This is a genomic window from Nocardia flavorosea NBRC 108225, from assembly GCF_001613385.1.
In the GTDB taxonomy this organism is placed as follows: domain Bacteria; phylum Actinomycetota; class Actinomycetes; order Mycobacteriales; family Mycobacteriaceae; genus Nocardia; species Nocardia flavorosea.
Map to the genome: position 1 here is coordinate 178,338 of NZ_BDCG01000021.1, position 26,613 is coordinate 204,950.

Genomic DNA, 26,613 nt, shown 5'->3' on the forward strand with positions numbered 1-26,613 from the left:
CTCAGCGTGCGCGAGCGAGTACGCGCCGCGCCGATCGCGCGACTGCTTCATCGATGAGATGCCCGTGCGCGTCGACCCCGACACCCGAGGTGGCGGAGGCGAGCCGGCTCAGCACCTCCTCCGCACGGCCGATCTCCTCCGCCGTCGGGGTGAATACGGCGCGCACCGATTGGAGCTGTTTCGGATGAATACATGCCCGCCCCGCGAAACCCAGGCGCCGGAGCCGGCGGGTATCGGCCTCGAACGCGGGAAGATCGGTGAAGTTCACCGATACCGCCGCGACGGGCGGTTCGATCCCGGCAGCCGCGCTCGCCGTGACCACGCGGCTGCGTGCGAACAGCAACTGTTCGGCGGAGTCGTCTACTTCGATCCCCAGGTCCGCGGCGAGGTCGACCTCACCGATCTGCAGAAAACGCAGGCGCGGCGAGCGCGCGATATCCGGTGCCGCCATGAGCCCGGTGGCCGTTTCGACGAGTGCGGACAGCCGTGCGTCATCGGCCCCGCATTCGGTGAGAATGCGGTCCGCTACTTCGAGTTCCCGAACCGATTCCACTTTCGGTAGCCAGATGCCGGTGAGATTCGGTCCGGCTACTGCGCGAATATCGCGGGCCTGCACATCGCCCGGGTTCACCCGAACCCAGAGTTCGATTCCGTCCGGATCGCAGCGTGCGACCCATTCGGCGACCGATGTGCGGGCCTCGTCTTTCCGGGCGGCGACCACCGCGTCCTCGAGATCGAGAACGACCGCATCGGTACCCGAGCGCAGCGCTTTGCCGAATCGCTGCGGCATGTCGCCCGGTACGTACAGGTACGTGGTCGCCGTCATCCGATGGTTCCCTGACCCGAAACGAGTGCCTTCGCGATCACGGTGCGCATGATGTCGTTGGTGCCTTCGCCGATCGCCATGAGCGGCGCATCCCGGTAGAGCCGTTCCACAACGAACTCCGTGGAGTATCCGTATCCACCGTGGATGCGCATGGATTCCAGACTTGCCGTGATCGCTGTTTCGGAGGCGAAGGTCTTGGCCATCCCGGCTTCCATATCGACCCGGTTGCCGCCGTCGGCGCGGGAGGCCGCCCAGTAGGTCATCAGCCGTGCGGCCTGCAACTGTGTCGCGATATCGGCGATCTTCAGCTGGATTGCCTGGAATTCCGCGATGGGCTGCCCGAACGCCTCGCGTTCGCGTGCGTAGACGAGGGCGGCGTCGTAGGCGGCCTGGGCGATTCCCACACTGCGACCGGCGATGTTGAGGCGGCCGATCTCCAGCCCGGACAGCGCCTGTTGCAGGCCACGGCCCTCGGTGCCCCCGAGTAGCGCGCTCGCCGGCACCCGCACATCGGTCATCACTATCTCGCACGATTCGGTGCCCTTGTATCCGAGCTTTCCGAGATCGCGCTGCACCTCGAAGCCCTCGGTCGTGGTGTCGATCAGCAGAATGCTCATCCCCTTGTGGGCAGGGGTCGTTGTGGTATCCGTTTTCACCAGAACGGGCAGGACGTTCGCGTAGCGCGCGTTGGTGATCCACGTCTTCGTCCCGTTGACCACGTAGTGGTCCCCGTCTCTGCGGGCGGTCGTGCGGATGCCCTGGAGGTCGGTACCCGCGCCCGGTTCGGTCAGGCCGACGCCGGTCCGGTAGGTTCCGGCGGCCAGTTTCGGCAGGAGTTCCTGTTTCTGTTCCGTGGTGCCGTGACGGGCGATCATCCAGCAGGACAGGTTGTGGCTACCGAGAATGCCGGCGATTCCCATCCAGCCCCGGGCCAGTTCCTCGTAGACCAGTGTGAACGACACCTTGTCCAGGTCCAGGCCGCCGTATTCCTCGGGAGTGGTGATCCCGAAGAGCCCCATTTTCTTCATATGCTCGACGATTTCGGTCGGGTATCGGCCCGATCGCTCGTATTCGCTTGCGACGGGCACGATCTCCTTCTCGACGAAGGCCCGCAAGGTCGACCGGAAATCGCGCTGCTGTTCGTTGAAGGTGAAATCCATGCTGTTCCTCAGCTTTCTTCAGTCGTGCCGATCGGTGGCGATGAGATGGGCCAGGTCGTGCACGACGGTCAGGTCGTCCTCCGCGGACAAGTTCAGGATTCGGTCGGCGAGTTCGCCGGCCCGCGGGTGCCCGGCGCAGTTGCCGGTGAACTTCGCCAGCACTTCGGCATCGGTCATGGGAACCTGCGGTGTTCCCTTGCTACCTGGTACGTCTCCCGTCGCGGTCCGTCCATCGCGCAGCGTGACGACGGCTCGGCCGGGCGCCGCGGCGGCGGGCCCTTCGGTCGGTGCGGGGACTACCCGGACCGATTTCGCCGTCGCCGCCACCGCGGGGCGGGTGATCGACTGTGGGGTGTAGGTGTCGATGGTGATCGCCCCGTCGTGCAGCAGCGCGGCGACGCTCCACGGCAGGTCGAACTTGGCATCGTAGGTACTGCGCGGGGGCCCCGTCCCGGTGTGGTCACCGCAGACGAACGGGCTGGAATCGGGGTGGACGTGCACCTCGATATCCACGATATCGGCCGGGTCGACCGCCGTTTCGGCGACTGCGGCGGCTACGGCATCGAGGGTCACGTGCATGAGCTGACAGCTCGGGTACGGCTTGATACCGATGCGCGTCAGTTCCCAGCGGTCCCTGAGTTCGTCGGTCAGCACCGCGAGATCGGCCGCTCGTTGCGAAAGCGTCGCGTACACACCGCGTTTACCCTCGAGCACCGAGGGTGGCCCGGAGGCCCCGGCGGCCGCCAGCCGGGCCGCCACCACCCCGGCGAAGGCCGCGGAACCGGGATGCAGGGATTTGGTATCGGCGGCGGAATCCAGGAACTCCAGCAATCCGCCGGCCGAGGAGCCGGCGATCCCCAGGGCGTCGACGAGTCGGGCGGCGGGCAGGCCCATCAACCGTCCCGCGGTCACCGCCGCGGCAAGCGGCCCCGCGACACCGGTGGCGTGCAGGCCGCGGGCGTGGAAACCGTGCGGGCTGACAGCGCCGAGCCGGCAGACGGTTTCCAGCCCGAGAGCCGCCGCCGCCAGTACTTGTTCACCCGTCGCCGACTGCTCCTGGCCCACCGCGAACGCGGCAGGTAGCACGGTCACCGTCGGGTGGACCAGGCCACCGGCATGAGTGTCGTCGAAATCGAGCGCGTGTTCGAGCATCGCGGTCGCCATGGCCGCTGCCGGTGCCGACAGCGCCTGATATCCGGTCAGCGCACGCGCCTGCGGTGGCCCACCGAGACTGTGCGCGACGGTCCACCCCGGCAGGCCGGCGGCGAGGCGGGCTGCGGCGACGGTGACGCCGGCACCGTCGAGCAGATGCCTGCCGACGGCGTGCTCCACTTCCCGCGGCAGGTCCCGCGGCTCCGTCCCGTGAATCCAGCCGGCCAGTACCGCTGCCGCGGTCATCGAGTGATGTCCGAACCGTCTGTGCCGAAGGCGCCGCCGGCGGCCAATTCCGAGATCCGTTCGTCGTTGTAACCGAGTCCGCGCAGTACGGCATCGGAATGCTCGCCCCGGGTGGGTGCCCGCCGGTAATCGGGCTGCTGGGTACCGAAACGCACCGGTGAAGCGACCTGCCGCACCGTGCCGAAGCGCGGATGTTCGGTATCGACGATCAACCCGCGGGCGAATGTGTGCTCCTCGGTGAGAGCCTGACCGATATCGTTGATCGGTCCGGTCGGCACCCCGGCCGGACGCAGCACCGACAGCCAGTGCTCGACGGTGGCCGTCGCGAAGACCTCTTCGAGAATCGGCAGCAGTTCGGCGGCGTGGCGGCCGCGGCTCTCGAAATCGGTGAAGCGGGGATCTGCCGCGAGTTCGGGCCGGTCGATCGCAACGACCAGTCGTTGCCAGAATTTTTCCTTGGCGCAGCCGACGATGAGCCAGCCGTCCGATGCTTCGAATGCTTGGAACGGTACGAGGGAAGGATGCGCGGAATTGCGGGTACGGACGGGTTCGAAGCCGCCGTTGAGATGCCAGGTCGCGGGGTAGGTGAGCAGGCCCATCGCCGTGTCGTACAGCGAAAGGTCGCAGTCGCCGCCGATACCGTCGCGCCGGGCGGCATGCAGCCCCGCCAGGATGCTGATGGCGGCGACGAACCCACCGGAGTAATCCACCAGGGACAGGCCCGATTTGGTGGGCGGGCCGTCGGGGTCGCCGGTGACGCTCATCCATCCCGCCAGCCCTTGCAGGATGTAGTCGTATCCGGGTTCCTGCGCACGCGGACCGGTCATCCCGAACCCGGTCAGGCTGCAGCAGACGATTGCCGGATTGAGGTGTTTGAGCTGGTCGTAGGTGATGCCGATCTTCTGCGGCACATCTCCCCGCAGGTTGGAGTACACGACATCCGATTCGCGGACGAGATCTTCGAACACCTGACGGCCCGCCGTGGTCGACAGGTCCAGGGAGATACTGCGTTTGTTGCGGTTGAAGGTTTCGAAGAACAGTGAATCCTCGCCCGCGGCGAAAGGCGGGACATAGCGGCCGACATCGCCGCCGGCTCCGGGATCTTCGACCTTGAGCACATCGGCGCCGAGGTCGGCGAGATGCAGGCTCCCGAACGGGCCCGCGCCGTATTGTTCGAGCGAGAGGATCCGGACGTCCTCGAGCGGCCTCATGCGGACACTCCGTCGGTCGTAGCGGCGGACGTGGAGCCGGGTAGCTCGAGCGGGCCGCTCTTGGCCACGGGGAAGTAGTTCTGTCCGATACCGCTTTCGCGAGTCGCGACCATGACCGAGCGCTTCCAGGAGATGACCTCGTCACCGTCCTGGTTCAATCCGCGCGTGATCATCGAGACGATGCCGGCGTAGGGCCGGGATTCCGAGCGACGCAGACCGGTGCAGATGCTTTCGGCGTAGATGGTGTCACCGACATAGACCGGGTGGCTCATCTTGATATCGGTGAACGCGAGGTTGGAGATCGCGTTCTGGCTCATATCCAGTACCGAAATGCCCAGCACCACCGAGACGGTGAGACCCGAGTTGACGATAACCCGGCCGTTGGTTATCGGATTCTGTTGTGCCACATGGGCGTTGAAGTGGTTCTGGTTGGTGTTCATCGACAACAGGGTCACCCAGGTGTTGTCGGCCTCGGAGATGGTCCGTCCCAGCGGGTGCTGGTACACATCGCCGACGGTGTAGTCCTCGAAGAACCTTCCCAAGATCGCGGGATGGGTCGCCACGGTGCCTCCTAGGGGGCTTCGGTCGGGCAGTCGCGATGACTGTAAACATCTGATGTTTGCGTCGTCAATAGTTCGCGCTGCGAGAAGAGTCCTGATTTTCTTTGGATGTCTATCGCGCTCTGGTCAAAAACATCAGATGTATGGTCTCATGTGGACCGAAGTCGATCCATCTGGCGGTACGAATCCCGCAGATGGTCCAGGTGCCTGCGCATGAGGTCCATGGCGGCCATCGAATCGCCGTCCCGCACCACCGCGAGAATCGCGCGATGATCGTGGTCCACGCATTCCCAGAATCCGTCCGGGGTGTGATCGCGTCCGAAGCGCCCGGACAGTACCCGGAACACCGGCGCCGTGATCAACTCCAGTAGCGGATTGCTCGCCGCGCGCAGCAGGATGAGGTGGAATTCCTGATTCGCCGCGTATGTCTGCGGGCCCTGGGTGCCGTCCGGTTCGAACATTACGGCCTCGAGTCGTTCCAGCTGTTCGGGCGTGCGCCGGAAGGCTGCCATCCCGGCCGCGGGAACCTCCATCAGGTTGCGTACTTCCATCAGTTGATCGACGCTCACGGTCTGTGCCGCCGCCATGAGCGCCACGCCCGTCTCGAGATGGGCGCTGATATGCCCGATGCTCGGCGCGGTGACGAAACTGCCGCCGGTCACCCCGCGGGTGGTGTGGATCAGGTTCTGTGTGGCCAGTGAACGGAGGGCCTCGCGGATGGTGCTCCGGCCGACGCCGAACTCGTCGCTGAGTTCGGGCTCCGTGGGGAGCCGGGTGCCCGGGGGGAGTTCGCCGGACAGGATTCGCGCCCTGATCGTCTCCATCAGAATTTCGTAGGCCAATGGTGGCCGGGACGCTGCTGTTTTCGCTCCGTGGTTCGTACGGTCGGCGGCCAACCTCGGCCTCTCCTTTGTCGGTCCGGTGCAGTCCCGTGTCCGGGCGGTTCCCTAAAAGTCTGCTGTATCGGTAGAAAATTCGCCGTAAGACGCCCGCTGTTGTCGAGAAATGCGACTCTTGACGATCAAACCATCATATGTTTACAGTCACCCACTGTAACCCAAGTCTCACCAACCAGATCCTGCGAGCCGTCACAACAGGTGCCGCTCTCAACCACCCGCGGCGGCGGCATCGTCACCACCGACCCGCACGATATGTCGAGGGATCATGTTCACATTATTTCCGTCCCCACATCGCCGGGCCCGTCGTGGCAGGTCGGTCGCAATGGCGGCCGCATCGATCGTCGCGCTCGCCGGATGCGCCGGTGATCCGGGCCCCGACGCCGATCCCGCCGCACCCGTCACCATCGATGTGACGGTGTCGGCCGCGGCCGAGATCTACAGCATCCCGTGGCTGGTCGCCCAGAAACAGGGACTGTTCGAGAAGTACGGCGTCATCGTCGAGAACATCGTGCCGGGCAAAGGGGGCAGCGCCACCATGCGCACCCTGCTGGACGGCAATATCCCGATCGGTGAGGTGAGCTACCCGTCGATCGTGCAGGCCGACCCGACCGGCGCCGAACTGCGCGTGGTGGGGGGCGGTACGCAAGGCCCGTACCCGATGAACTTCTACGCACTTGCCTCGAATACCCGGATCCGATCGATCCAGGACGTGCGCCGGTGGGCGTACACGCGGCCGAACTCGGCAACCGATGCGCTTTCGCAGCTGATACCGAAGCTGGCCGGTATCCCCGAGGACCGGATCGAACGTGTCTCCTCGGGTGGGATCGGCGAGGGCCTCGCGCTGCTCGAAGCGGGGTCCGTGGATATCGCGATGCTGCCCTCGATCGTGGCCGAACAACGTCCGGACGATTTCACGCTCATCGCGAGCAGCCCTGAATATCTGGAGCGCTTCCTGCAATCCACCATCACAACGACGAAGGACTACGCCGCCTCCCACCCCGGCGTGGTGCGCGCCATCAACGCCGGCTACACCGACGCGGTCGCCTCGATCGACGCGAATCCACTGGCCGCAGCCCAGTTGTACGCCGACTATTCGGGATTCGATGTCGATGCCGCGCTGAAGGTGGTCGAACGGGCCGCATCCGCCCGAACCTGGGGCGGCGGCTTCGACCCTGCCTCGGTGGCATCGGCGCAGGCCGGAGTCGAACTTTCGGGTAGCGACCGCGACCCCGACCTCTGCACCCTGTTCGATCCACAGTTCCTGCCGGCCGACGTGGATCACTCACTCCCCGACGGATGCTCCGAGACGTCCTCGTCGTGATGTACAACTTCCGACCGCGAAGGGTCTGTTCATGAATACTCCTACGACATCCGACCCGATCGTCGACGCACGCGGTGTGGTCCGGCGCTTCGGCGCGGTCACCGCACTCGACGGGGTCGATCTGCAGATAGGACGCGGAGAGTTCGTTTCCATCGTGGGCCCCAGCGGCTGCGGTAAATCCACGATGCTGGAGATCGTCGCGGGGCTGCAGGACCACGACGCGGGGACCGTGGCAGTCGACGGGAAGCCGCTGAGCGGTCCCCGGGAACGCACCGCGGTGATCTTCCAGGAATCGGCGACCCTGCCGTGGCGTACGGTCCGCGACAATGTGGCGTTCGCGCTCGAGGTCCAGGGTGTAGCCAAGCGTGAGCGCCGGTCCCGCGCCGACGAACTGCTCGCCACCGTCGGACTCACCGCTTTCGGGGATCATTTCCCGGGGCAGTTGTCCGGGGGAATGCGGCAGCGGGTGGCCATTGCCCGGTGTCTGTCGATGCAACCGGATCTGATCCTGGCCGACGAGCCCTTCGGCGCGCTGGACGAGCAGACCCGCCTGGTGATGTCGTATGAGTTGCTCGAAATCGTCGAGAAGCTCACCTGCGGAGTCCTGTTCATCACGCACAGCATTCAGGAGTCCATCCTGCTGTCGGACCGGGTTCTGGTCATGAGCGCGCGGCCGGGGCGGTTCATCGACGAAATAGCGATCGACCTCGCGCGACCACGTTCGGAGGATGTGCTGACCTCGTCGGCCGCGACCTCGTTGCACGAACGTATCTGGTCGTCGCTGCGGGATGAGGCGAAGAAGACGATGAGTGTGGCCCGATGAGCAACCGATCCGTAGTCCCCGGCTATCTCCGCCCGCCGCCGGCTCGGGTGTTGCGGTTGCCGAGCCCGGGATGGACCGCTGTGGTCATCATCGTGCTCCTGGCGCTCGTCGAACTCTACGCACGCTCGTCGCTGGCCTCTCCGCTGGATATCGTGCCCGTTTCGGACATGGTCGCGGAGACGATCCGATTGCTCGGTGACCGGGAGTTCCTGGTCGATTCGCTGGGGCGCACGCTCGGAATCATTGCCATCGGCTTCGCCGTCAGTTCCGTTCTCGGTATCGCGGCCGCTTACCTTTTGTGGCGGTTCGACTTGTGTAAGCGAGCTTTCCGTCCGTACTTGAATGTGTACTACGCAGTCCCGACTTTCGCGCTCTACCCCATCATGGTGGTGCTGTTCGGCAGCGGAATCACCCCGATCGCCGTGCTTTCGACGGTCTTCGCCTTCGGTATCGTCACCGTGAACGCGCAGACCGGATTCGAATCCACGACACCGATCATCGGAAAACTGGGCCGGGTGCTGCGGATGACTCGGTGGCAGTACTTCCGATCGATTCTGCTGCCCTACGCGCTGCCCAATATCATCACCGGTCTGAAACTGGGCCTTTCGTACGCCATCATCTCGGTGCTGGCCAGTGAATTCATTCTCTCCACAGAGGGGCTGGGGCATTACATATCGATCGCCTACGACAGCTTCGATATCGCGGAAATGTACGCGGGCATACTCGTGGTCACCGCACTCGCGCTCCTGGCGACCCTCCTCATCTCCGCAGTGCTCAACCGATTCGATTGGAGGCGCCGGCGATGACATCCGTAGTGCGGCAACTGCCGACCCGCCCGATATTCCTGGGCACAGCGGTGTCCCGGATCAGCACGGCACGACGGATCGGGCCTCCGGTTCTCGTCGCCGTCCTCGGCGTCCTGGCCTGGTGGGCCACCGCGATCGTGCTGGACAGTCGGATCTTTCCCACGCCCGCCGATTCCATGCGGTCGCTGTTCGCCGATCTGGCCACCGAATCGTTTCGCGCCAATGTGTTCGACTCCCTGCGCCTGTTGATCGCCGCATTCGTCGTCAGCGTGGTGGCGGGTTCGATTCTGGGTCTCGCTCTCGGAATGAGCGCCTTCTGGTCCCGCGCCGTACTGCCGATCATCTACTCGATCAACAGCATCCCGAAGATCGTGCTGTACCCGTTGTTCCTGTCCTTTCTCGGGATAGGCCAGTCGAGCCGGTTCGGATTCGCTTTCTACGCGGCATTCGTCCCTATGCTGATCATGGCCGTAGAGAGCGCCACCGCGGTGAATCCACTGCATCTGAAAATGGCGGCGTCGCTACGGATGAGCCGTCCGCGGCTCATCCGTCAGATCATCGTGCCTTCGACGCTGCCCGCGCTCGCGACCGGTATGCGGGCGACCTTCGGCCTCGCCTTCCTGGGGCTGCTCCTTGCGGAGATGTTCTCCTCGTCGAGCGGTATCGGCTACGAGATGCTGCGCAATGTGAGCCTCATCCGGATGGAGAACATCATGGGCTCGGTCGTGCTGATCGTCGTGATCGCACTACCCCCCACGATTGCTCTGCAGGCGCTGGAGAATCGCATCACGGCCCGCTTCGGCGGCGCGGCCCGGTGACACCTGCACACCTGCCGATTGCGGTTCCGTAATCGTGATCCGGCATTCGCGTCAGTTGTCCGGCGGGAGGATCGGCGGGCTGAATACGTCCTCGAGTGGAGTGGGGCCGGTATAGCGGCGGCAGTTGCATTGCACCCATTCGCGCAGACCGTGGGTGCCGCGGCGGGAAGATTCGGCGTGGCAGGTGCCGGTGGAGCGGTCGTGCAACGCCAGATCGTGGCCGCAACCGCAACGGGCGGTGAGCTTGCGCGCCGATCCCGTTCGCCGCCGTGGCACGAACCGGCCGCAGACCCAGCCGGCTGCGAGAAGGCCTGCGCCTACGGCAAGGCTGAGGGGATCGAGCATGTCGCCAGTATATGAATGCGCTCCGCGGGCCGGGCCGGTTCGATCGATCGTTGCCGCGGGAGCGGTGGTGGTAGGGCGTACCCGGAGTCCCCGCCGGTGTTCGGTATCGACCGTTCCACGGTGGTGAACGGGGGGTAGCCGGGTCGGCGATCGAGCCGTCCCCGGGGCACCGTGGACCGGCGAGAGGGTTTCGACGCCGAGCGTGGCCGCCGCGGCCACGAATTTCTCCGGCAGTGCCCCCGCGAAGTCGTCGATATCCGGCCGCCCGGTCACGGTGAAGCCCCGGGTACGCCCTCCTGGAGGAACTGCGCGTCGTTCGCCGGCGTGCACGCGACGTCGACCGGCTCGACCCGGCCGGGTTTCACAGGGGAACCGGGGGTACCCGGGCGATGTGAATACGGGACGAGCAGTGCGCAACCCGTGGTGGTCGGGCGGGCCGAGCCGGGCGGTATGTGCCGCCGCCCGGACCTGGGGAGAACCGGGCGGATGAAGGTCGTCGTCACCGGTGCCAGCGGAAGCGTGGGAACTGCCCTGCTGCGTTCACCCGGAATCGAGCATTGGGAGCTGACCGGTATCGCCCGGCGCCGGCCGCCCGCCCGGGAACCGTATACCGGGATGCGGTGGATCGGCTGCGATATCGGCGACCCCTCGGCCGAATCCGTGCTCACGGAGGCGTTCGCCGGAGCGAGCGCCGTGGTACATCTGGCTTGGGCGATCCATCCGCACCGCACCGACCCGCCGATGACCCGCACCAACGCGATCGGTACCGAACACGTGTTGCACGCCGCGACAGCGGCCGGGGTCGCGCAGGTGGTGTGCGCATCCTCGGTGGCCGCGTACACCCCGGCGGACCGGTGGACCCACGTCGACGAAAACCATCCGCGGACCGGCCTGCCCGGTAGTGCCTACAGCCTCGGCAAGGCCGCACTGGAAACGCGACTCGACGAATTCGAACAGCAACAGCCCGGCATCCGGGTCGCGCGGATTCGGCCGTGCGGCATCGTGCAGAGCGATTCGGCTGCCGAGCTGAGGGATTGGCTGCTGAGCCCGTGGCTGCCGCGATCGGTGATCGGCCGCCGGATGCTACCGATACCGCTGTGGAAGGACCTCCGGCTACAGCTGGTGCACGCCGCCGATGTGGCCACGGCGATCCGGGCGATCCTCCGGGACCGTGCGGTGGGCGCATTCGACCTCGCCGCCGAACCCGTTCTCTCCGCGCCGACCCTGGCCGCACTGTTCGGCGGATTCCGTGCGCCGGTTCCGCGTGGGCTGCTGACCACCGGAGCCGGATGGAGCTGGCGGACGGGCCTGCAACCACTGCATCCGGCCTGGCTCGAACTGGCCGATCGCGCCTGCCTGGTCGACGCCGTCCGGGCGACCCGCGAACTGGGCTGGCAGCCGGAAACCGATGCCGTCACGGCCTGCCGAGAGCTGGCGAGCCGGATCAGGACCGGGCCGCCCGGCCCCAGCGCCCCGCTCGCCCCTCCCCGCCCGAAGTTCCGGCTCGGGCGACCGACTCACCAGAACCAGCGCCCGCAACATGCCGGCACTGCCGGAACCGGCGGATGAATCATTCCGCCGGTCCTCGCAGGTGCGGGCCCTGTGGTACGACGAGCGGTTGGCCGGGCTCGGTCGGACGAGCGGACGGCGGGGCCCGGCGGGCTCCCGACCGCGAGCATTTCAGCCGGATCTGATTCGGCCAGGCAACCATGAGCGCGCAGGGTATCGCGCAGATTGCCGCGGGGAGGTGCGCGCGCCCGGGGAGCCCGCGGTCGCCGGGGATGACCTCTACGACGTGGTCCCGGTGGAGCTGCGCACGTGAGGAGGTCACCGGGGTGTGTGCAAGGAGGCCGAGCGCGGCGCACGAGGCATTCAGTCGGCGCCGGTGGGGGAGCGTCCGGTGGCCAGGGCGGCGAGACGCTGGAGGGATTCGCGATTGCGGGATATCAGCGCCAGATCCTGGACCATTCCGGGGAGCAGCCGACCGGGACCCTGCGAGATGCGTTCGGCCATCCGGACCTCGGTACTGTCGGGTCCGAGCGCGACGAGGTCGAGCGAGATATGGGCCGCTCCGGCCGGCCACAACCGGGCCTCCAGCTCGAGATGATGCGGCGGATCCACCGCGCTCACGGTGGTGGTGTCGCTGCGGGCCAGCGGCCAGCCGCCGACGCTGTGGTGGATCCGGGTGCCGACCGCCGGCCATCCGGAATCGACCTTCCGGATATGCGTGGCCCCGACAACCCACAGCGCATAAAGCCAGCCGTCGGCGAGGACACCGAACACGTTCTCGATCGGGATCGGGATACGCACACTCGGTTCGGCGGGCATCGCAGCTCCGATCGTAGAGAGAACCTACTGCCGCGCGGGCACCTGCGCCGTACGGCAGTGACATCGCCCGGCGAGGTACCCGGCCGCCGGTCCGCGAAACCGGCCGGATCGAGGCGCGAACCCGGCCGGAGTCCTGCCGGCGACGACGATCCGGCCGTGTTCAGGACAGCGATACGGTCGGCGAGCTGGATCGGCCGCCGAGCGTAGCCGGGCACCGACGCGCCCGGGACTTTCGCCGCAGACCGCGTTCGGCTGTCCGGCGTCGGGTCGCACGCGGGGAACCGACGGTGACGATGTCGATCACTCCGGGCGGGAGGCGTTTCGTCGATCGGATCGGCCCTGCGGACCACGGTCAGGGGCGTCTCGCTCATCTGTGGTGCGAGCCGTTGCCGAGGCAGGTCGTTCGTGTATCGAGGGGGAACCGGCGCCGGCGGGGCCTTGCTGCTCGGTGGCCGTGCCCATAGGTCTACAGCACCGGATCGAGTTCGGGCAGGTCGGCTGAACCGGCCGGCCTGTGGTGAATTCCGTCGGCAACGGAACCGGGCCGTCGTAATGCACGACAGGGGATGCACCGATGTCGTCATCACCCGCATCGCTCGAGTACTACCGGTGCGCGCAAGCCGATCGGTATCCGAGCGCATCGGTGTCGGTCCCCTACAAGCGGCACTCCCCCGAGCGCGCTGTCGTCGCTCGAGGGAGTGGCAGTCTGCCCGAGGAGTTCGGGTCAGGGGAGGATCAGCCGGCTGGACGGGTGGCCCGGCGGGGGCGGCGCGAGCCACGGGCCCGCGCCGGATCGGCACTATTCGTGGTGCTGGTATGCGCCACCCGCTTGGTGCCGGCTGCCGGCTTACGTGCGGGTGCTGCGGGAGCCTCGTGGCCGGACGCTACCCGTTTGCCGGCGCGTCCCGCGGACGGGCCGCGCCGACCGCTGGAACCGCGTGCTCCGGCGTGTTCGGCCGCGCCGGAGCGGTCGCTGTGGCCGGAGCGTTTACCCGATCCGTCCGGACGGGTCCGCTGTCCGCCGCCGGCGGCCGCGCCGGTCGTATCCGCGCGGCCGTTCGTCGATGTGCGGGCACCGCGCGCGCCACGCCTGCCGTTGCGGGCAGGTCTGTTCTCGGGGCGCGAGCGGTCGGCCTGCGGCGCCTCCGTGGGGAGTTGCAGCGCGGCGGCCGCGCCGTCCGAGAGTTCGGTCAGGATCGGCGAATCGATGGTCACCGAACGCGGTTTCACCGTGATTCCGGCTTTGCGCAGCAGGGCCGCGACATCCTTGCGCTGTTCGGGAAGTACCAGCGTGACCACGGTGCCCTCGGTACCGGCGCGCGCGGTGCGGCCGGAACGGTGCAGGTAGGCCTTGTGCTCGGCGGGCGGGTCGACGTGCACCACCAGTTCGAGTTCGTCGACGTGGATACCGCGGGCGGCGATATCGGTCGCGACCATCACCCGGGCCGTCCCCGCGGCGAATGCGGCGAGGTTGCGGTCGCGGGCGGGCTGTGACAGGTTTCCGTGCAGGTCGACGGCGGAAATACCGGCGCGAGTCAGTTCGCCGGCCAGTCGCCGGGCGTGGTGTTTGGTGCGCATGAACAGGATGCGGCGACCGCTACCGTTGGCCAGCATCCGGATGATCTGCTTTTTCGCCGCGGCGCCCTCGAGTTCGAAAACGTGATGCTCCATTTTCGGCGGCGGGTCACCGGCTTCGTCGACCGAATGGGTGACGGGTGCGCGCATGAACCGGTCGACCAGTTTCCCGACCCCGTTGTCCAGGGTGGCCGAGAACAGCAGGCGCTGACCACCGGCGGGTGTGGCCGCGAGGATGCGTGTCACGCCGGGCAGGAAGCCGAGATCGGCCATATGGTCGGCCTCGTCCAGCACGGTGATCTGCACCGCGTCCAGTGCGACCGCTCGCTGTTTCATCAGATCCTCGAGCCGGCCCGGGCAGGCGACGACGATATCGACACCTTGTTTGAAGGCCTTGATCTGGCGATTCACCGGGACACCACCGAAAACGGTGGTCACCCGCAGTCCGCGCAGTTGCGCCAACGGGGTGATGGTGGCGGCGATCTGGGTGGCGAGTTCCCGGGTCGGGGCCAGGATCAGCCCGGCCGGCCGGCCGGGGACCCGTTTGGTGCCGGCGAGCCGGTCGACCATCGGGATCGCGAAGGCCAGGGTTTTACCGCTACCGGTTTTGCCGCGGCCCAGCACATCGCGTCCGGCGAGGCTGTCGGGCAGGGTGGCGGCCTGGATGGGGAACGCTGTGGTGATACCGGCGGCCGCCAGTTCGTCGACGATTCCGGTGGATACGCCGAGATCGGCGAAAGTCTGCGTGACAGCAGTGTGGACAGGCATGAATATAGTGCGCCTTTCGGCATCGGAGGTGATACCGCGACATCCGATCGGACCGATGTCCGTGCCTACACGAGGTGGCGGCGTCGCGGGTCCCGACGCGAAAAGCAGGTATCCCGCGACGGCTGTACATGCATTCTCATCGGCGCAGGTACAGCAGTCACCCTACAGCACAGGCGAGTGGTTTCCGGTATTCGTGAACCGGGGCACAGTCGGGCGGCTGCCCGGTTCATTGCTCGGCTCCCCGAAATGGTCTGGTCCTATGGGTCTGAATTGTCAAAGTGCGCTGAATCTTTCGCGTTTGCAGCCCACCGAACCAGGTGAGCGGTATTACGCTGATTGCGTTCTCACCACCGACCCGAGCGCTCCGATTCCCTACGCCTGGCGAGCGTGGTATATCTCTGCTGCGGCGCCCATCCGGGTTCCGGCGAGTTGATCGAAGAAGAGTGTGCGCGTGTCCAATCCCACCGATCCCACCCGCGGGCAAACACAGAGTCCCCCCTCGCCGGCGCGTACGGCGCCGGGTGCCCAGGCCGGTGATTCCGTCCAACGAGTGATGCTTGTCTCAGGGCTCGGTGTGACGCTGGCGATTGTGGGTTTGGTCGTCACTCTCATCGTCGGTCCCGGTTCGGGAGAAGCCGATTCCGATTCCGCTCTTCCCCCCACCACCACGGAAAGTTCGGTGTCCGTGCCGGCGCCCGCGCCGCCCGCCACGACCACCGGCGCCGCCCAGCAGTTCCTCGCCGAACTGACCCCGGTCGGTACCACCGCCTACACCGGGTCGATCAGCGTCAACGGTGTCGCTTATCCGCATGCGATCTACCAGCAGTTCAGTGGTTGCAGTACCGAGGTGAGCCACACCTACGACCTCAATCGGGAATGGTCGCGCTTTTCCTCGGTGATCGGCGTGGCCGACGGGGGTAATACGGAATCGGCACTGCAGTTCTCGGTGGTCGCCGACGGGAAATCTGTTTTCACCTCCGGAAATATCGGTGTGGGCGTGCCGCCGAAGGTGGAAATCCCGGTGGCCGGTGTGGAGAATCTGACGATCGCCTTCACGCTTCTCGACGGTGCTTCGTCGTCGAGTTGCACGCAGCTCGGAAACGGTGTCTGGGGCGATCCGACTCTCACGAAATAGGTTCGCGAATATCTTCGTTTACCGGCGAACGGTCGCATTCACTCGGGGACGAATACCTCATCGGTCGATGTGTCGGTGCGGAGGCCGCGCCAGCTGGGGTGACGCAGTCCTTCGCCGGTGTATTCGCGGTATTCGACATCGCCGACGAGTACCGGCTCCACCCAGTGCGGGGTCCCGGGCCGGCCGCGTGCCGAAGTCAGTGGAAACAGCGGGCCGGTGCGGCTCAGTTCATCGAGCCGGGCGCGTAGTGAACGCCGGTCGGCGAAGGTGAAACCGGTGCCGACATTGCCGATGTGGACCAGGTTGCCCGCTCGATCGTGGGCGCCGAGGATCAGCGATCCGAAGGATCCGGAGACCGACCCGCTGCCGGAGGTCCAGCCGGCGACCACGGCCTCGGTGGTCCGGCGGAACGGGGTCTTGATCCACTCCGGGGAGCGCCGGCCGGGCCGGTACACGGAGTCGGTCCGCTTGGACACGATGCCCTCGAGGTGGTTGTCCCGGGCGGCAGCCATCATCTGCTCCGCGTCGATATTCACCCAGTACGGCGGAGTCTGGACCGGCGTAGTGGTGAAATCGAGTTGTTCGAGCCGCGCACGGCGCCGCAGATACGGCTCTCCCGTCACGGTCTCGCCGTCGTCGACGAGCACATCGAAGAGGAACAGTTGAACGGGCACCGCCCGGATCAGCGCACCGCCCGGTCGTGCGACGTGCATACGGCGCTGTAGCAGCGCGAACGACGGTGCGCCGGCCGGTGTCTGTGCGATGATCTCACCGTCGAGGACCAGGTCGCGATCCCCGGCGCCGGTCGTCAGGGCGGCCACGAGTTCGGGATACGAGTCGGTGATCTCGCGTCGGTTGCGGCTGTAGAGCCGGCAGGTCCGGTCGCGGCAGATCGCTATCGCGCGCACGCCGTCCCATTTCATTTCCACCGCCCACTCCGGGGTGTCCGGCGCCCGGCCCGCCACGGCGAGCATCGGTGCCGGGACCGACGGCCCGGTCAGGACGTACCCCTCACCTCGTGCCCCGGCAACCGGAGGTGGGCGCCGAGTCTTCTGCGGTGCGTTGCGCCGGTGGTTCCGCGGCCCGGTCCGGGTGCCATGAGTCCTCGCTTCATGAGGCGGGTACTGCCTGGTCGGCCGCAGAATACGGAGCTGTTCGAACCGTTGGGGAGCAGACACGCGGAAGACGGAACCTTCCGCAATGTGCGGATCGGAATCACTCCTCGGACCGGCCGTGATCAAGTTTCGCGCTCAGCGGAACCGGCAGTATCGATTGCGGCGTAATCTTGTAATCAAGTAATCGTTCTAGTGAGAAGGTGATCCCATGAGGCATGGACACCGGAGGCGTGGATTCGGCCGGCCGGGTGGATGGCAGCAGGCGGATCTGCCCGAAACCGGCGATATCGCGGACTGGTTCGCGGGCCGTTTGCCCGCCGAATGGTTCACCGGAGCGCCGGTGATCGAGATCGACCGCGACGAGATCGTGGTGATCGGCGAACTACCGGTACCGCCACCGGACGAGACGGCGGGCGAGGAATCCGGCCGCCCGATTCCGGAGGCGACCAAGGAGGGGGCGGTGGCCCGGTTCCGGGAGGCGACCCGGCCGGCACGGATGCAGATCGCGGACGAGGCGCAGCACCGTTACCGGCGCAGTGTCGCGTGGGGTGTCTCGATCGACGGGCAGCGAACCCTGTTCACCCACTTGGCGGTTCCGGTGATGACCCGGCTGCGGCAACCGGAACGCAAAGTACTGGACACGCTGGTCGATGCCGGAGTCGCGCGGTCCCGGGCGGACGCCCTGGCGTGGGCGGTGCGGCTGGTGGGTGAGCACACCGAATCCTGGCTCGAGGAATTGCGGACGGCGATGCGGAAGGTCGACGATCTGCGTTCGGAAGGTCCACAGGGGCTGTAGTCGCCATTGACACCTGGTCCGGCGCCTCTTAAGTTGCTGAACTAATGTCAGTTCAGTTCTGGAGGTCCGGGTGTTCTCGCTCTCTCGACGCGCTGTCGTCGCGCTCTTCACCGTGGCGGTGGCGGCCACGAGTACGGCCTGCGGTGCTTCCACGCCGTCGGCGAACCTGCCGGTGTCCGGCGAGTGGTCCGAGGTGGTCGCGGCCGCGGAAAACGAGGGCAGAGTGCACCTCTACTCGACCCAGCACCCGGACAATCTCGCGAAACTGAAGGCGGCATTCGAGCAGCGATACCCGCGGATAACCCTGGAGTTCACCCGCGGCACCGATGTGGAGATCAACCCCCGGGTCGAGGCCGAACACCGCACCGGCCGCGGTACGGCCGATGTGCATATGACCTCCGACCCGGTCTGGACCGCCACCGCGGCCGAATCCGGTCCGTACTCCGTCGATCCGGTCGGTCCGTCGTTGCGCGACCCGGCCTACGATCGTGAGGGCAGCGTTCGTGGTGGCACATTCTTCCTCACCAGTGCCGCGGTATTCGGGCTGGGCTGGAACACCGCGGCATTGCCCGGCGGTCTGGCGACGCCGGCCGATCTCCTGGATCCCGCCCTGCAAGGCCGCATCGGGGTGACCAACCCGAGCGGTTTCGCCGCGGTGGTGGATCAGTACCGGTTCTTCGACCGCAACTGGGATCCCGGCTTCACCGAGAAGCTGGCGGCGCAGCGGCCGCGTATCTATCCGAGCGCGCTGGGCGTGGCCCAGGCGCTGAACTCCGGGGAGATCGTGGCGACGCCGATGGTTCAGCCGCTGGTCCGCGAACAGGCGGCGGGTGCGCCGGTCGACTGGTTGCTGCCCGATCCCGCCTGGGGCACACCGTGGTACAGCCATGTGCTGTCCGCCGCGCCACATCCGAACGCCGCGCAGGTGCTCGCCGATTTCCTGGTCACACGGGAAGGGCAGACGGCGCTGTCGGAGGGGTATGCCGCTGCGCTCCCCGATATCAATGGTGCCGTAGCGCGCGCGCAGGAGGTGCCGTTCCCCGATATCGCCACGCTCACCCCGGACGCCGTCTCCCGGTACCAGGAGACGTGGCAGGGAATGTTCCAGCGCTGATGCCCGGGATGGGTGAGGTACGTGATGGCCTCGCCCTCCGCGAGGTTGCCGAGGGCCAGGCCACCGCGAACATTTCGGCCGGAGCCGGCAGCTGCGTTCAGCGGGGGGTGTAGGTCAGGCAGCGCGCGGAGTGTTCGCCACTACCCGGGCCGACCCGGATTTCGCCGGCCGTGCATTCGAGGTCGGCGTTATGGGTGCAATCGGCGCGCTGGCAAGCGCCGACCATGCTGGTGACCGTGTCGAGGCCGCCCTTGGTGGCCAGCGGGATGAACGTCGCGCAATCGGCGCTGCCGTTCTGTCCGGAGACATTGATGGCGTAGGCGTGGCAGCCGTCGTGGTTGTACGAACAGTCGTTCACTGTGCATTCGCTGACGTGCGGCATTTCCATGGTTGTCATGCGCTTCGTCCTCCTGGGCTGTGGGAGTCTTGCTCATGCGGATACCAGAGTAGACCGCCGTCACAGTGCTGAATACCCGTCGGAAAATTCTTGGGTTCTGCTGATCTCCGAGCCGGGAACCCTTGATATTGCCGTCGAGTAGCTAGCGCGATGTCATGGGCTCGGATCGCCAGTTCCGGATCTCGTGCGCCCAGGCCTGCAACCCCGCCTGGAATCCCGCCCGCTGTTCGGCGCTGAGGGTGGACATGGCCGCCAGGAGCGGCTCCGCGCGCCGGGCGACGAATTCTTCGACATGCGCCCGCCGGGGTGGCAGCAAGGAGACCAGGGTGCGCCGACGGTTGGCCGGGTCGGGCCGGCGTTGCACCCATTCGGCGCGGTCGAGATCGCTCACCAATTCGCTGACCGTAGACAGTCACGACCACCGCCGAACCGTTCGGCCCCTCAGGGCGCTCGACCAGCAGCTGGGCACGGTCCACCGTTCTGCACCGCAACGCTGATCGAATCGGCCGTCCGCGGCCGGGCCGGGGGCGCAGGCGTCACGGGCGGTAGACCGAGCTCGGTCGTCTTGTGAGCCGGCCAGTGGCCGATGGCCTGCCGGGGTCCGCGCTGCAGGTCGCGATTCTGCGACCGGCCGGTGCGGGAGCCGGCCTGTGCCCGCTCGGATACCGTCGGCGTCGCCGAAAGTTGGGTGAACACTATTTACTAAAGGGTGTTCACAAATGCGGGTGTGGTGTGGTTCACTTCAGGAGACAGTGTTCTGCAAGGAGGCATAGTGACCGCACCGTCCCTGTCCCACGACTTCGATTTCACCGATCCCGACCTGCTCGCCGCTCGGCTGCCGATCGAGGAATGGGCCGAACTGCGCCGCGCCGCGCCCGTCTGGTGGGTCGATCAGCCCAACGGCGTCAGCGGTTTCGACGACGGCGGGTACTGGGTGGTCAGCAAGCTCGACCACATCAAGGAGATCTCCAAGAACTCCGAGGTCTACTCCACCAACGCCAATACCGCGGTGATCCGCTTCAACGGCGAGATCACCCGCGACGAGATCGATATCCAGCGCGCCATGCTGGTCAACACCGATCCGCCGGAACACGACAAACTGCGCCGCATCATCGCTCGCGGGTTCACCCCGCGCGCCGTGCAGAGCCTGCGTGAGGCGCTCACCGAACGCGCCGAGCGTATCGTGCACGAGGCCAAGAAAACCGGCGGTGGCGATTTCGTCGAGCAGGTCGCGTGCGAACTGCCGCTGCAGGCCATTGCCGAACTCCTCGGTGTGCCGCAGGACGATCGCGGCAAGCTGTTCGAGTGGTCGAACCAGATGATGGGCTACGACGATCCGCAGTACGCCGACAGCTACAAGATGGCCAACGCACAGGTCATGGGTTACGCCTGGAACCTCGCCGAGGAGCGTCGCGGCTGCCCGGCCGACGACATCATCACCCAGCTGCTCAGCGCCGATATCGACGGCGAGGCACTGAGCTCCGAAGAGTTCGCCTGGTTCGTCATCCTGCTGGCCGTTGCCGGTAACGAGACCACCCGCAATGCCACCACCCACGGCATGAAGGCATTCGTCGACAACCCCGAACAGTGGGAGCTGTACCGCGCCGAGCGTCCGCGCACCGCCCCCGACGAGATCGTCCGCTGGGCCACCCCGGTCATCGCCTTCCAGCGGACCGCCCTGCAGGACACCGAAATCGGCGGCCAGGCCATCGCCAAGGGCCAGCGTGTGGGCCTGTTCTACTCCTCGGCCAACTTCGACGAGGACCACTTCACCAAACCGTTCGAATTCGACGTCACCCGTAACCCGAACCCGCACGTCGGTTTCGGCGGTACGGGCACCCACTACTGCGTCGGCGCGAACCTCGCCCGCCTGCAGCTCGACCTCATCTTCAACGCCATCGCCGATGTGATGCCGAACCTGCGTCAGGTCTCCGAACCCGTTCGGCTACGGTCGGGTTGGTTGAACGGCATCAAGAATTGGCAGGTCGCCTACGAATGACACCACCCGCGCGGCGGGGCCGGATGCCCGCGGTCAGCGACGCGGACATCCGGCGCGTGGCCGCGGAGTTGCTGGTCTCGCACGGCGCGGAGGCATTGACCCTCCGCGCCATTGCGCGTGAACTCGGCATCACCGCCCCCGCCCTCTACCGCTACTACCCGTCCCGGGAAGAGCTCCTCGCTGCCCTGCGCCGCGATATCTGCAAACGTCTCGCCGACGACCTCGCCGCGCAGGTCGCCGAACTGCCCGACGACGGGGTGGTGCGGCTGTTCGCCATCTGCCGCGCGTTCCGGCGCTGGGCCCTGGCCCATCGCAACGAGTTCACACTGGTGTTCGCCTCCCCGTCCGACGGCAACCCGGGCACGGTACGCCGATTCGACGAATCGTTCGGCCTGGTCTTCCTCGAAGCCGCCGGTAAGGTCCTGGGCGCATATGATTTGGCGCCGCCACCCGTCGAATCGATTCCGGAAGCGCTGCGGACCGATCTGATCGCATTCCAGACCGAACTGCTGGCGCTGCTGGCGGGATCGGAACAGAAGTTCCCCGCCGAAAAATTCGACCTCGGGGTGGCGTACCTGATGATGATCGTCTGGGTCCGCCTGTACGGGCACGTGACGCTCGAGGTGTTCGGCAATTACCCGATGCCGGTGAGCGACCCGGACGTACTGTTCGACGCGGTACTCACCGACCTCGCCGCCGGCATCGGACTCACCGCGGGAGACGTCGGGTAACCGCAGTCGCATCCGCCGATCTCTCGGCCCGAGCACGGCTCGTCGATTACCATCGGGGGACACCCACTACGACAATCCACGATGCGCGCCCAAGGTCGGCGAGCCGGAGGTCCTGGTTGCTGCGCCGTGTTCTCGACGAGATGCGTCAGCGGGTGCTCGGCCTCGGTAAGGGCGTCGGACGCGTCGCCGAAGAACCGCTGCGCCGTGCCGGGGAACGGATCGATGAAGCCGCCGAGCTCTGGGAGCGTAGCGATAAGCCGATCTCGCACAGCAGGGGCCGGGACGAAGGTTCCGGTGCTGTAGGACCTTCTGTGGACCGTCCGCGATCCGAGGATTTGGATGCGCCGCTGGTGGTCGCCGACGAGCTCCGCGCAATGCACCTGTCCGGGGCCCAAGCCATGTGGACCAACTTTCTGCCCAGGTTCATTCCGCATCGCAAGTTCGAGGAGTGGATCCTGTCGAAGAACGAGGGGCCGCTCCCGGCACTCACCCCGGACTCCGGGGTGAACTGTCGGGAGATGATCATGTGGGCCGCCGCTCGCCGCGGCGTACTGACCCATGCGCAACTTCGTGACCAGTACGCGTCACTGCTGGGCCGGAAGGCGCAGAGAAACCGGCGGAACGGCATCCTGCCGAACGATTTCCCTCAGCAGATGCGGGCCGCCACGATTCCGCACGGCTCCCGCGATCTCGATCTCGGCGATCCCACAGGAGAGCGACCCGGCCGCGGTGATCTGATCGTCTGGGATGGATGGGGCGAGGGCAATGCGCATACGGCCATGGCGACCGGGCATCTCATCGGGCCCGACCGGGACCCGGAGGTGTATTCGTTCTGGCCTCCCCCCAAGGCGCCGGCCATTCCCGGAACGGTCACCGATGCCGTGCAGATCACAACAGTCGGTGACCTGACACCCTATGTGGACGGTCCCGGCGCTCCCGCGCGTCCCATCTGGTTCGGCCGCGGGCCGTGGTGATCATCGACGAGCAGGGCGAGCGGATCCGGATCGGCTGCCCGCCGCGTCACGGGTACCGGACCCGCTGTGGACCAGGTGGTTCGAGCTCAACGCCGGCCGTGGCCTGCTTGCCGCCGAGGACAACACGGTCGTGGCCCTGGACGTAGTCGTTGATCGTCATGATCGCGCGCGCTGCCGTTGCGGCGGCAAACCCAGTTCGTCGAGTGCCGTCAACGCCCACGCTGTGGTGGTCGGCTCCGCGCCGCCGGATCGCTCCGGCGCCGCGTCCGCGCTCTCCGAGACCGCCACCGAACACGGCGCCGCGCTGAGCGTCGCCGAACAGCTCCCGGCCGAATCCGCCGACTCTCTCGCCGCCCTTGCCCGCCACGCATTCATCGACGGACTCGGCGCCGACACCATCACCAGAGCGGTCTCCTTGCTGCCGCCGCGATCGTGTGCCCGTTCCTGTTGCACCGCGGCGAGGGCCGGAGCAAGGTTTCGGCCCCTGCCGAGAGCAGCCCGGAGTTCGGCGCCGCCGCGACCGAGACCACCGGCTGAGGGGGCCGAGCCGAGCTGACCATGGTTCAGCCTGCCGGTCACGCCCACGTACGACAGGTGACCGGTCCAAGACTTCACCGGGAGCGGCGGAAGGTGAAGCGAGCGGTGGCGAGGTAGAACGGGGCGGGCACGATCGGGAGCCGGCGGCGGAACTGCTGGAAGACCGCGCGGTGCCACGAAAGGGGGGAGTGGGTGCCCGTGGCGAAGATGTGCATGGTGTCGTCGCCGTCGAAGACACAGGCGGGACCGCAGATTCCGGCCGCATACCACGGTTCCGCTGCGGTGTCGGTGTCGAGGAGTCGTTCGAATGGTTGCCAGGAAGCGCGGTCGCCGGGAATTCCGGTGGTGTGGGCCAGCCAGAGGCCCTGACTCGGGTACGGGTCCGTGCCGTGGAGGTTGGTTCCGCGTGCCGTGATCATCCAAGAACCGGTATCGCGGACCGCGACCGTATTGTTGAAGAACCCCTCGACAGTGTTGCCGAATCGTTCCGGCGGAGTCCAGTTCGTCCCGTCTTCACTTGTGGTGTACCGCATCTCGTAGTCGGGCAGTTCGCCACGGCCGACTTCACCGACGCATGCCAGGTACCACATCCGCCACTGCTCGCCGGTCCAGAGCACGAACGGCTCCATGGCGCTGGGGCGCGTATCGTCCCCGTACAGAATCGGTTCAGGGTGCCGTAACCACTGACCGTCGGCGCTTCGCTGCAGGTAGCCGATCGCGTATCGGCTGCGCTTTCCGCTCATGGCGCGGGTGAGCTGTCCGGCGTAGTAGATACGTTCCACTGTGCGATCGTCCGCCGTGCCGCGGACGTAGGTCGGGGAGTGCATCCCCGCGCTGTCCCAGGCGCCGCGTTCCGCCGGACCCAGCGCGATCGCCTGGTCGCGGCTGTCGACGACGAATTGCCAGTGGTCATCGGTGATATCGGCCCCTTCGGGGAGCCGCGCTTCGTACAGCCTGACCTGAAACCGGCTGTTCATCGCACCCACGAACATGCACCATCTGCCGTCGAGATAGTGGATATCCGGGTCGCTCACCCCCAGCAGTCCGTGCCCGGGGCGCGGGCTGTCGAGCATATCGAACAGCTTGCGTGTTTCCACCAGTGACCATGCGGCCGGTTCCGCCGCCTCATCACTGTTTCGGGGTGCCATGCCATCCATCCTGCCAGCTATTTCATGGCAGTAGTCGGACGAATGGGCGCGTACGAGCACTGGTGCTGCCGGCGTTCGGAGGCTCGGCGGGGGACTGTGTGCCGGCCCGGTGCTGGTCTGTCGCACTCGGCGAAGCGCTGAGCCGATGCCCGCGGGCAGCCTTTCTTACACGGCTGTCATCGATCGGACACACGGGTGACCGCCACCTGTGCGAGCATGCGAATCAACATAATTCTCAATGTGAATTCGCAAGGAGTATCCGTTTTGGGTGATTTTCTCGATACCGTCAACGGCTACGTATGGAGCGACGCTCTCGTCTACCTGTGCCTGGCGGCAGGTATCTATTTCTCGGTGCGGTCCCGGTGCCTGCAGTTGCGCCAGGTGCCCGAGATGATCCGCTTGATGATGAAGGGGCAGAGTTCATCTGCGGGGGTTTCGTCGTTCCAAGCGCTGGCGGTATCGCTGTCCGGGCGGATCGGCACCGGAAATATCGCCGGGGTGGCGACCGCGATCGCGTTCGGCGGTCCGGGCGCGATGTTCTGGATGTGGGCGATGGCCTTCCTGGGTGCGTCGACCTCGTTCGTGGAATGCACCCTCGGCCAGATCTACAAGACCCGCGACCCGCTCACCGGCGAATACCGTGGTGGACCCGCCTACTACCTGAGCAGGGCCATGGCGCATACCAAGGCTGCCCCGGCGTTCCGGGTCTACGGGTTCGTCTTCGCCGCGGTCACCGTGCTGTCCTGCGGGGTTCTGCTGCCCAGCGTGCAGTCCAACTCCATGGCGTCGGCGATGCAGCAGGCGTGGGGAGTCTCGGAATGGGTGGTGGCAATCGGTACGGCGGCGGTGCTGGCGGTGATCATCATCGGCGGCGTCAAACGAATCGCGGCCTTCGCGTCCGTGGTGGTGCCGTTCATGGCGGTCTGCTACATGCTGGTCGCCCTGATCATCGTCGTGGTCAACGCCTCCGAGATCCCCTCGGTGATCTCCACGATATTCGCGAGCGCTTTCGGCGCGGACGCGGCCTTCGGTGCGATTGTGGGCGCCGCGGTCATGTGGGGCGTCAAACGCGGTATCTACTCCAACGAAGCGGGGCAGGGCAACGGCCCCCATGCCGCGGCCGCCGCCGAGGTCTCCCACCCTGTCAAACAAGGTTTCGTCCAGGCGTTCGCCGTCTACTTCGACACGTTATTCGTCTGTAGCGCAACAGGTTTCCTGATCCTGTCCACCGGCGCCTACCGCGTATTCGAAGGCGAAACCGCCGAGGGGGCCGTTATCGCCGACGGCGGCGTCCTGCCCTCCGATATCGTCGTCGGCCCCAGCTTCGTCCAGCACGGCTTCGACACCCTCTGGAGCGGCGCCGGCTCCACGTTCGTCGCCCTCTCCCTGGCATTCTTCTGCCTGACCACGATCCTCGCCTACTACTACATCGCGGAAACCAACCTGCGGTTCCTGCTGAGCAAATACGGCACCGCCGTGGTTCCGTTCCTGCGCTGGTCGGCCGGTTCGGTCGCCACGGTCGTACTGCAGGCTCTTATCCTGGCGTCGGTGGTGGTCGGCTGCGTATCGACCGCGGCGGAAGCGTGGGCGCTGGGTGATATCGGAGTGGGTTTGATGGCCTGGCTCAATATCGTGGGCATCCTCGTCTTGCAGCAGCCCGCGTACAAGGCGTTGCGGGACTACGAGAAACAGCAGCGGGATGGGGTGGATCCGGTATTCGATCCGAGGGCGCTGGGTATCGCCGGGGCCACTTTCTGGGAGACCTACGAACCGTCGGGCGACAAGGTAAAGGTGCCGACGAGGGCATGAGCCGAGTGACCACCGATCCG

The 26,613-nt window shown here is 66.5% G+C and carries 25 protein-coding genes; 12 read left to right on the plus strand and 13 right to left on the minus strand.

Features of this window, described 5'->3' with window-relative positions; translation table 11 throughout:
- Position 1 precedes the first annotated feature (1 nt).
- From NFL01S_RS27520 to NFL01S_RS27545, 6 genes are all read right to left on the minus strand, one after another.
- Positions 2-826: an HpcH/HpaI aldolase/citrate lyase family protein gene (locus NFL01S_RS27520; protein WP_062979203.1), complete on the minus strand. Its 825-nt coding sequence runs from the start codon at positions 824-826 to the stop codon at positions 2-4.
- Positions 823-1,986: an acyl-CoA dehydrogenase family protein gene (locus tag NFL01S_RS27525; protein WP_062979204.1), complete on the minus strand. Its 1,164-nt coding sequence runs from the start codon at positions 1,984-1,986 to the stop codon at positions 823-825. Before NFL01S_RS27525 ends, NFL01S_RS27520 begins: the two co-directional genes overlap by 4 nt.
- Positions 1,987-2,004: 18 nt before the next feature.
- Positions 2,005-3,384, minus strand: coding sequence for an MmgE/PrpD family protein (locus NFL01S_RS27530; RefSeq protein ID WP_062979205.1), 1,380 nt, complete (start codon positions 3,382-3,384; stop codon positions 2,005-2,007).
- Positions 3,381-4,595 carry a CaiB/BaiF CoA transferase family protein gene (locus NFL01S_RS27535; protein WP_062979206.1) on the minus strand — a complete coding sequence of 405 codons (1,215 nt, stop codon included), beginning with the start codon at positions 4,593-4,595 and terminating at the stop codon, positions 3,381-3,383. The genes NFL01S_RS27530 and NFL01S_RS27535 overlap by 4 nt, the downstream gene beginning before the upstream one ends.
- Entirely contained in the window at positions 4,592-5,158 is a 567-nt protein-coding gene (locus NFL01S_RS27540; protein ID WP_062979207.1) for a MaoC family dehydratase, read from the minus strand. The genes NFL01S_RS27535 and NFL01S_RS27540 overlap by 4 nt, the downstream gene beginning before the upstream one ends.
- A 146-nt stretch (positions 5,159-5,304) precedes the next feature.
- Entirely contained in the window at positions 5,305-5,979 is a 675-nt protein-coding gene (locus tag NFL01S_RS27545) for a FadR/GntR family transcriptional regulator (protein WP_084493318.1), read from the minus strand.
- 397 nt (positions 5,980-6,376) lie between these two features.
- Between NFL01S_RS27545 and NFL01S_RS27550 the strand changes: the two genes are divergently transcribed.
- The 4 genes from NFL01S_RS27550 to NFL01S_RS27565 are packed head-to-tail and all read left to right on the plus strand — an operon-like array spanning position 6,377 to position 9,822.
- Positions 6,377-7,375 carry an ABC transporter substrate-binding protein gene (locus NFL01S_RS27550; RefSeq protein WP_157117013.1) on the plus strand — a complete coding sequence of 333 codons (999 nt, stop codon included), beginning with the start codon at positions 6,377-6,379 and terminating at the stop codon, positions 7,373-7,375.
- A 31-nt stretch (positions 7,376-7,406) separates the two neighbouring features.
- Entirely contained in the window at positions 7,407-8,198 is a 792-nt protein-coding gene (locus NFL01S_RS27555) for an ABC transporter ATP-binding protein (RefSeq protein ID WP_062979210.1), read from the plus strand.
- Positions 8,195-9,004 carry an ABC transporter permease gene (locus NFL01S_RS27560; protein ID WP_062979211.1) on the plus strand — a complete coding sequence of 270 codons (810 nt, stop codon included), beginning with the start codon at positions 8,195-8,197 and terminating at the stop codon, positions 9,002-9,004. The genes NFL01S_RS27555 and NFL01S_RS27560 overlap by 4 nt, the downstream gene beginning before the upstream one ends.
- A complete protein-coding gene (locus NFL01S_RS27565; protein WP_062979212.1) occupies positions 9,001-9,822 on the plus strand; it encodes an ABC transporter permease in 822 nt (273 codons plus the stop codon). Before NFL01S_RS27560 ends, NFL01S_RS27565 begins: the two co-directional genes overlap by 4 nt.
- A 51-nt stretch (positions 9,823-9,873) precedes the next feature.
- Here NFL01S_RS27565 and NFL01S_RS27570 read toward each other — a convergent pair whose 3' ends face one another.
- The gene (locus NFL01S_RS27570; RefSeq protein ID WP_062979324.1) at positions 9,874-10,167 is read right to left on the minus strand and encodes a hypothetical protein; all 294 of its coding nucleotides are present in this window, start codon (positions 10,165-10,167) and stop codon (positions 9,874-9,876) included.
- A gap of 486 nt (positions 10,168-10,653) precedes the next feature.
- Here NFL01S_RS27570 and NFL01S_RS27575 point away from each other — a divergent pair, with 486 nt between their 5' ends.
- On the plus strand, positions 10,654-11,736 hold the full coding sequence (locus NFL01S_RS27575) for an NAD-dependent epimerase/dehydratase family protein (protein WP_062979213.1): 1,083 nt from the start codon (positions 10,654-10,656) through the stop codon (positions 11,734-11,736).
- 303 nt (positions 11,737-12,039) lie between these two features.
- Here the strand turns inward: NFL01S_RS27575 and NFL01S_RS27585 are convergent, their stop codons facing one another.
- Together NFL01S_RS27585 and NFL01S_RS27590 are read right to left on the minus strand one after the other, a co-directional pair.
- Positions 12,040-12,495, minus strand: coding sequence for an SRPBCC family protein (locus tag NFL01S_RS27585; RefSeq protein WP_062979215.1), 456 nt, complete (start codon positions 12,493-12,495; stop codon positions 12,040-12,042).
- A 735-nt stretch (positions 12,496-13,230) separates the two neighbouring features.
- Positions 13,231-14,838 carry a DEAD/DEAH box helicase gene (locus tag NFL01S_RS27590; RefSeq protein WP_062979216.1) on the minus strand — a complete coding sequence of 536 codons (1,608 nt, stop codon included), beginning with the start codon at positions 14,836-14,838 and terminating at the stop codon, positions 13,231-13,233.
- A 553-nt stretch (positions 14,839-15,391) separates the two neighbouring features.
- On the opposite strand from NFL01S_RS27590, the gene NFL01S_RS27595 reads away from it, so the two are divergent.
- On the plus strand, positions 15,392-15,973 hold the full coding sequence (locus NFL01S_RS27595) for an NPCBM/NEW2 domain-containing protein (RefSeq protein WP_245670921.1): 582 nt from the start codon (positions 15,392-15,394) through the stop codon (positions 15,971-15,973).
- A gap of 38 nt (positions 15,974-16,011) precedes the next feature.
- Here the strand turns inward: NFL01S_RS27595 and ligD are convergent, their stop codons facing one another.
- On the minus strand, positions 16,012-16,947 hold the full coding sequence (ligD, locus tag NFL01S_RS27600; RefSeq protein WP_062979218.1) for a non-homologous end-joining DNA ligase: 936 nt from the start codon (positions 16,945-16,947) through the stop codon (positions 16,012-16,014).
- A 349-nt stretch (positions 16,948-17,296) separates the two neighbouring features.
- On the opposite strand from ligD, the gene abmR reads away from it, so the two are divergent.
- Together abmR and NFL01S_RS27610 are read left to right on the plus strand one after the other, a co-directional pair.
- A complete protein-coding gene (gene abmR, locus NFL01S_RS27605; RefSeq protein ID WP_062979219.1) occupies positions 17,297-17,884 on the plus strand; it encodes an ATP-binding transcription factor AbmR in 588 nt (195 codons plus the stop codon).
- A gap of 70 nt (positions 17,885-17,954) precedes the next feature.
- The gene (locus tag NFL01S_RS27610; protein ID WP_062979220.1) at positions 17,955-18,998 is read left to right on the plus strand and encodes an ABC transporter substrate-binding protein; all 1,044 of its coding nucleotides are present in this window, start codon (positions 17,955-17,957) and stop codon (positions 18,996-18,998) included.
- 97 nt (positions 18,999-19,095) lie between these two features.
- Here the strand turns inward: NFL01S_RS27610 and NFL01S_RS27615 are convergent, their stop codons facing one another.
- Positions 19,096-19,395, minus strand: coding sequence for a DUF1540 domain-containing protein (locus NFL01S_RS27615; protein WP_062979221.1), 300 nt, complete (start codon positions 19,393-19,395; stop codon positions 19,096-19,098).
- A 142-nt stretch (positions 19,396-19,537) separates the two neighbouring features.
- On the minus strand, positions 19,538-19,786 hold the full coding sequence (locus NFL01S_RS27620) for a hypothetical protein (protein WP_084493305.1): 249 nt from the start codon (positions 19,784-19,786) through the stop codon (positions 19,538-19,540).
- Between the two features lie 381 nt (positions 19,787-20,167).
- On the opposite strand from NFL01S_RS27620, the gene NFL01S_RS27625 reads away from it, so the two are divergent.
- The 3 genes from NFL01S_RS27625 to NFL01S_RS27635 all read left to right on the plus strand — a co-directional run bounded on the left by NFL01S_RS27625 (position 20,168) and on the right by NFL01S_RS27635 (position 23,099).
- Entirely contained in the window at positions 20,168-21,394 is a 1,227-nt protein-coding gene (locus tag NFL01S_RS27625; RefSeq protein WP_062979222.1) for a cytochrome P450, read from the plus strand.
- Positions 21,391-22,125, plus strand: coding sequence for a TetR/AcrR family transcriptional regulator (locus NFL01S_RS27630; RefSeq protein WP_062979223.1), 735 nt, complete (start codon positions 21,391-21,393; stop codon positions 22,123-22,125). The genes NFL01S_RS27625 and NFL01S_RS27630 overlap by 4 nt, the downstream gene beginning before the upstream one ends.
- Positions 22,126-22,241: 116 nt before the next feature.
- Positions 22,242-23,099: a hypothetical protein gene (locus NFL01S_RS27635; protein WP_062979224.1), complete on the plus strand. Its 858-nt coding sequence runs from the start codon at positions 22,242-22,244 to the stop codon at positions 23,097-23,099.
- 611 nt (positions 23,100-23,710) lie between these two features.
- Here NFL01S_RS27635 and NFL01S_RS27645 read toward each other — a convergent pair.
- The gene (locus NFL01S_RS27645; protein WP_157117020.1) at positions 23,711-24,784 is read right to left on the minus strand and encodes a hypothetical protein; all 1,074 of its coding nucleotides are present in this window, start codon (positions 24,782-24,784) and stop codon (positions 23,711-23,713) included.
- 264 nt (positions 24,785-25,048) lie between these two features.
- Between NFL01S_RS27645 and NFL01S_RS27650 the strand changes: the two genes are divergently transcribed.
- Positions 25,049-26,593 carry an alanine/glycine:cation symporter family protein gene (locus NFL01S_RS27650; RefSeq protein ID WP_062979325.1) on the plus strand — a complete coding sequence of 515 codons (1,545 nt, stop codon included), beginning with the start codon at positions 25,049-25,051 and terminating at the stop codon, positions 26,591-26,593.
- Positions 26,594-26,613 lie beyond the last annotated feature (20 nt).

Coding starts and splice junctions, on each gene's coding strand:
- ligD (WP_062979218.1), bottom strand. CDS start 16,947: ATGCTCGCCGTGGCGGGCCGGGCGCCGGACACCCCGGAGTGGGCGGTG.
- NFL01S_RS27520 (WP_062979203.1), bottom strand. CDS start 826: ATGACGGCGACCACGTACCTGTACGTACCGGGCGACATGCCGCAGCGA.
- abmR (WP_062979219.1), top strand. CDS start 17,297: ATGAGGCATGGACACCGGAGGCGTGGATTCGGCCGGCCGGGTGGATGG.
- NFL01S_RS27535 (WP_062979206.1), bottom strand. CDS start 4,595: ATGAGGCCGCTCGAGGACGTCCGGATCCTCTCGCTCGAACAATACGGC.
- NFL01S_RS27550 (WP_157117013.1), top strand. CDS start 6,377: ATGGCGGCCGCATCGATCGTCGCGCTCGCCGGATGCGCCGGTGATCCG.
- NFL01S_RS27630 (WP_062979223.1), top strand. CDS start 21,391: ATGACACCACCCGCGCGGCGGGGCCGGATGCCCGCGGTCAGCGACGCG.
- NFL01S_RS27570 (WP_062979324.1), bottom strand. CDS start 10,167: ATGCTCGATCCCCTCAGCCTTGCCGTAGGCGCAGGCCTTCTCGCAGCC.
- NFL01S_RS27595 (WP_245670921.1), top strand. CDS start 15,392: ATGCTTGTCTCAGGGCTCGGTGTGACGCTGGCGATTGTGGGTTTGGTC.
- NFL01S_RS27590 (WP_062979216.1), bottom strand. CDS start 14,838: ATGCCTGTCCACACTGCTGTCACGCAGACTTTCGCCGATCTCGGCGTA.
- NFL01S_RS27565 (WP_062979212.1), top strand. CDS start 9,001: ATGACATCCGTAGTGCGGCAACTGCCGACCCGCCCGATATTCCTGGGC.
- NFL01S_RS27645 (WP_157117020.1), bottom strand. CDS start 24,784: ATGGCACCCCGAAACAGTGATGAGGCGGCGGAACCGGCCGCATGGTCA.
- NFL01S_RS27555 (WP_062979210.1), top strand. CDS start 7,407: ATGAATACTCCTACGACATCCGACCCGATCGTCGACGCACGCGGTGTG.
- NFL01S_RS27575 (WP_062979213.1), top strand. CDS start 10,654: ATGAAGGTCGTCGTCACCGGTGCCAGCGGAAGCGTGGGAACTGCCCTG.
- NFL01S_RS27615 (WP_062979221.1), bottom strand. CDS start 19,395: ATGACAACCATGGAAATGCCGCACGTCAGCGAATGCACAGTGAACGAC.
- NFL01S_RS27545 (WP_084493318.1), bottom strand. CDS start 5,979: ATGGAGACGATCAGGGCGCGAATCCTGTCCGGCGAACTCCCCCCGGGC.
- NFL01S_RS27525 (WP_062979204.1), bottom strand. CDS start 1,986: ATGGATTTCACCTTCAACGAACAGCAGCGCGATTTCCGGTCGACCTTG.
- NFL01S_RS27585 (WP_062979215.1), bottom strand. CDS start 12,495: ATGCCCGCCGAACCGAGTGTGCGTATCCCGATCCCGATCGAGAACGTG.
- NFL01S_RS27560 (WP_062979211.1), top strand. CDS start 8,195: ATGAGCAACCGATCCGTAGTCCCCGGCTATCTCCGCCCGCCGCCGGCT.
- NFL01S_RS27530 (WP_062979205.1), bottom strand. CDS start 3,384: ATGACCGCGGCAGCGGTACTGGCCGGCTGGATTCACGGGACGGAGCCG.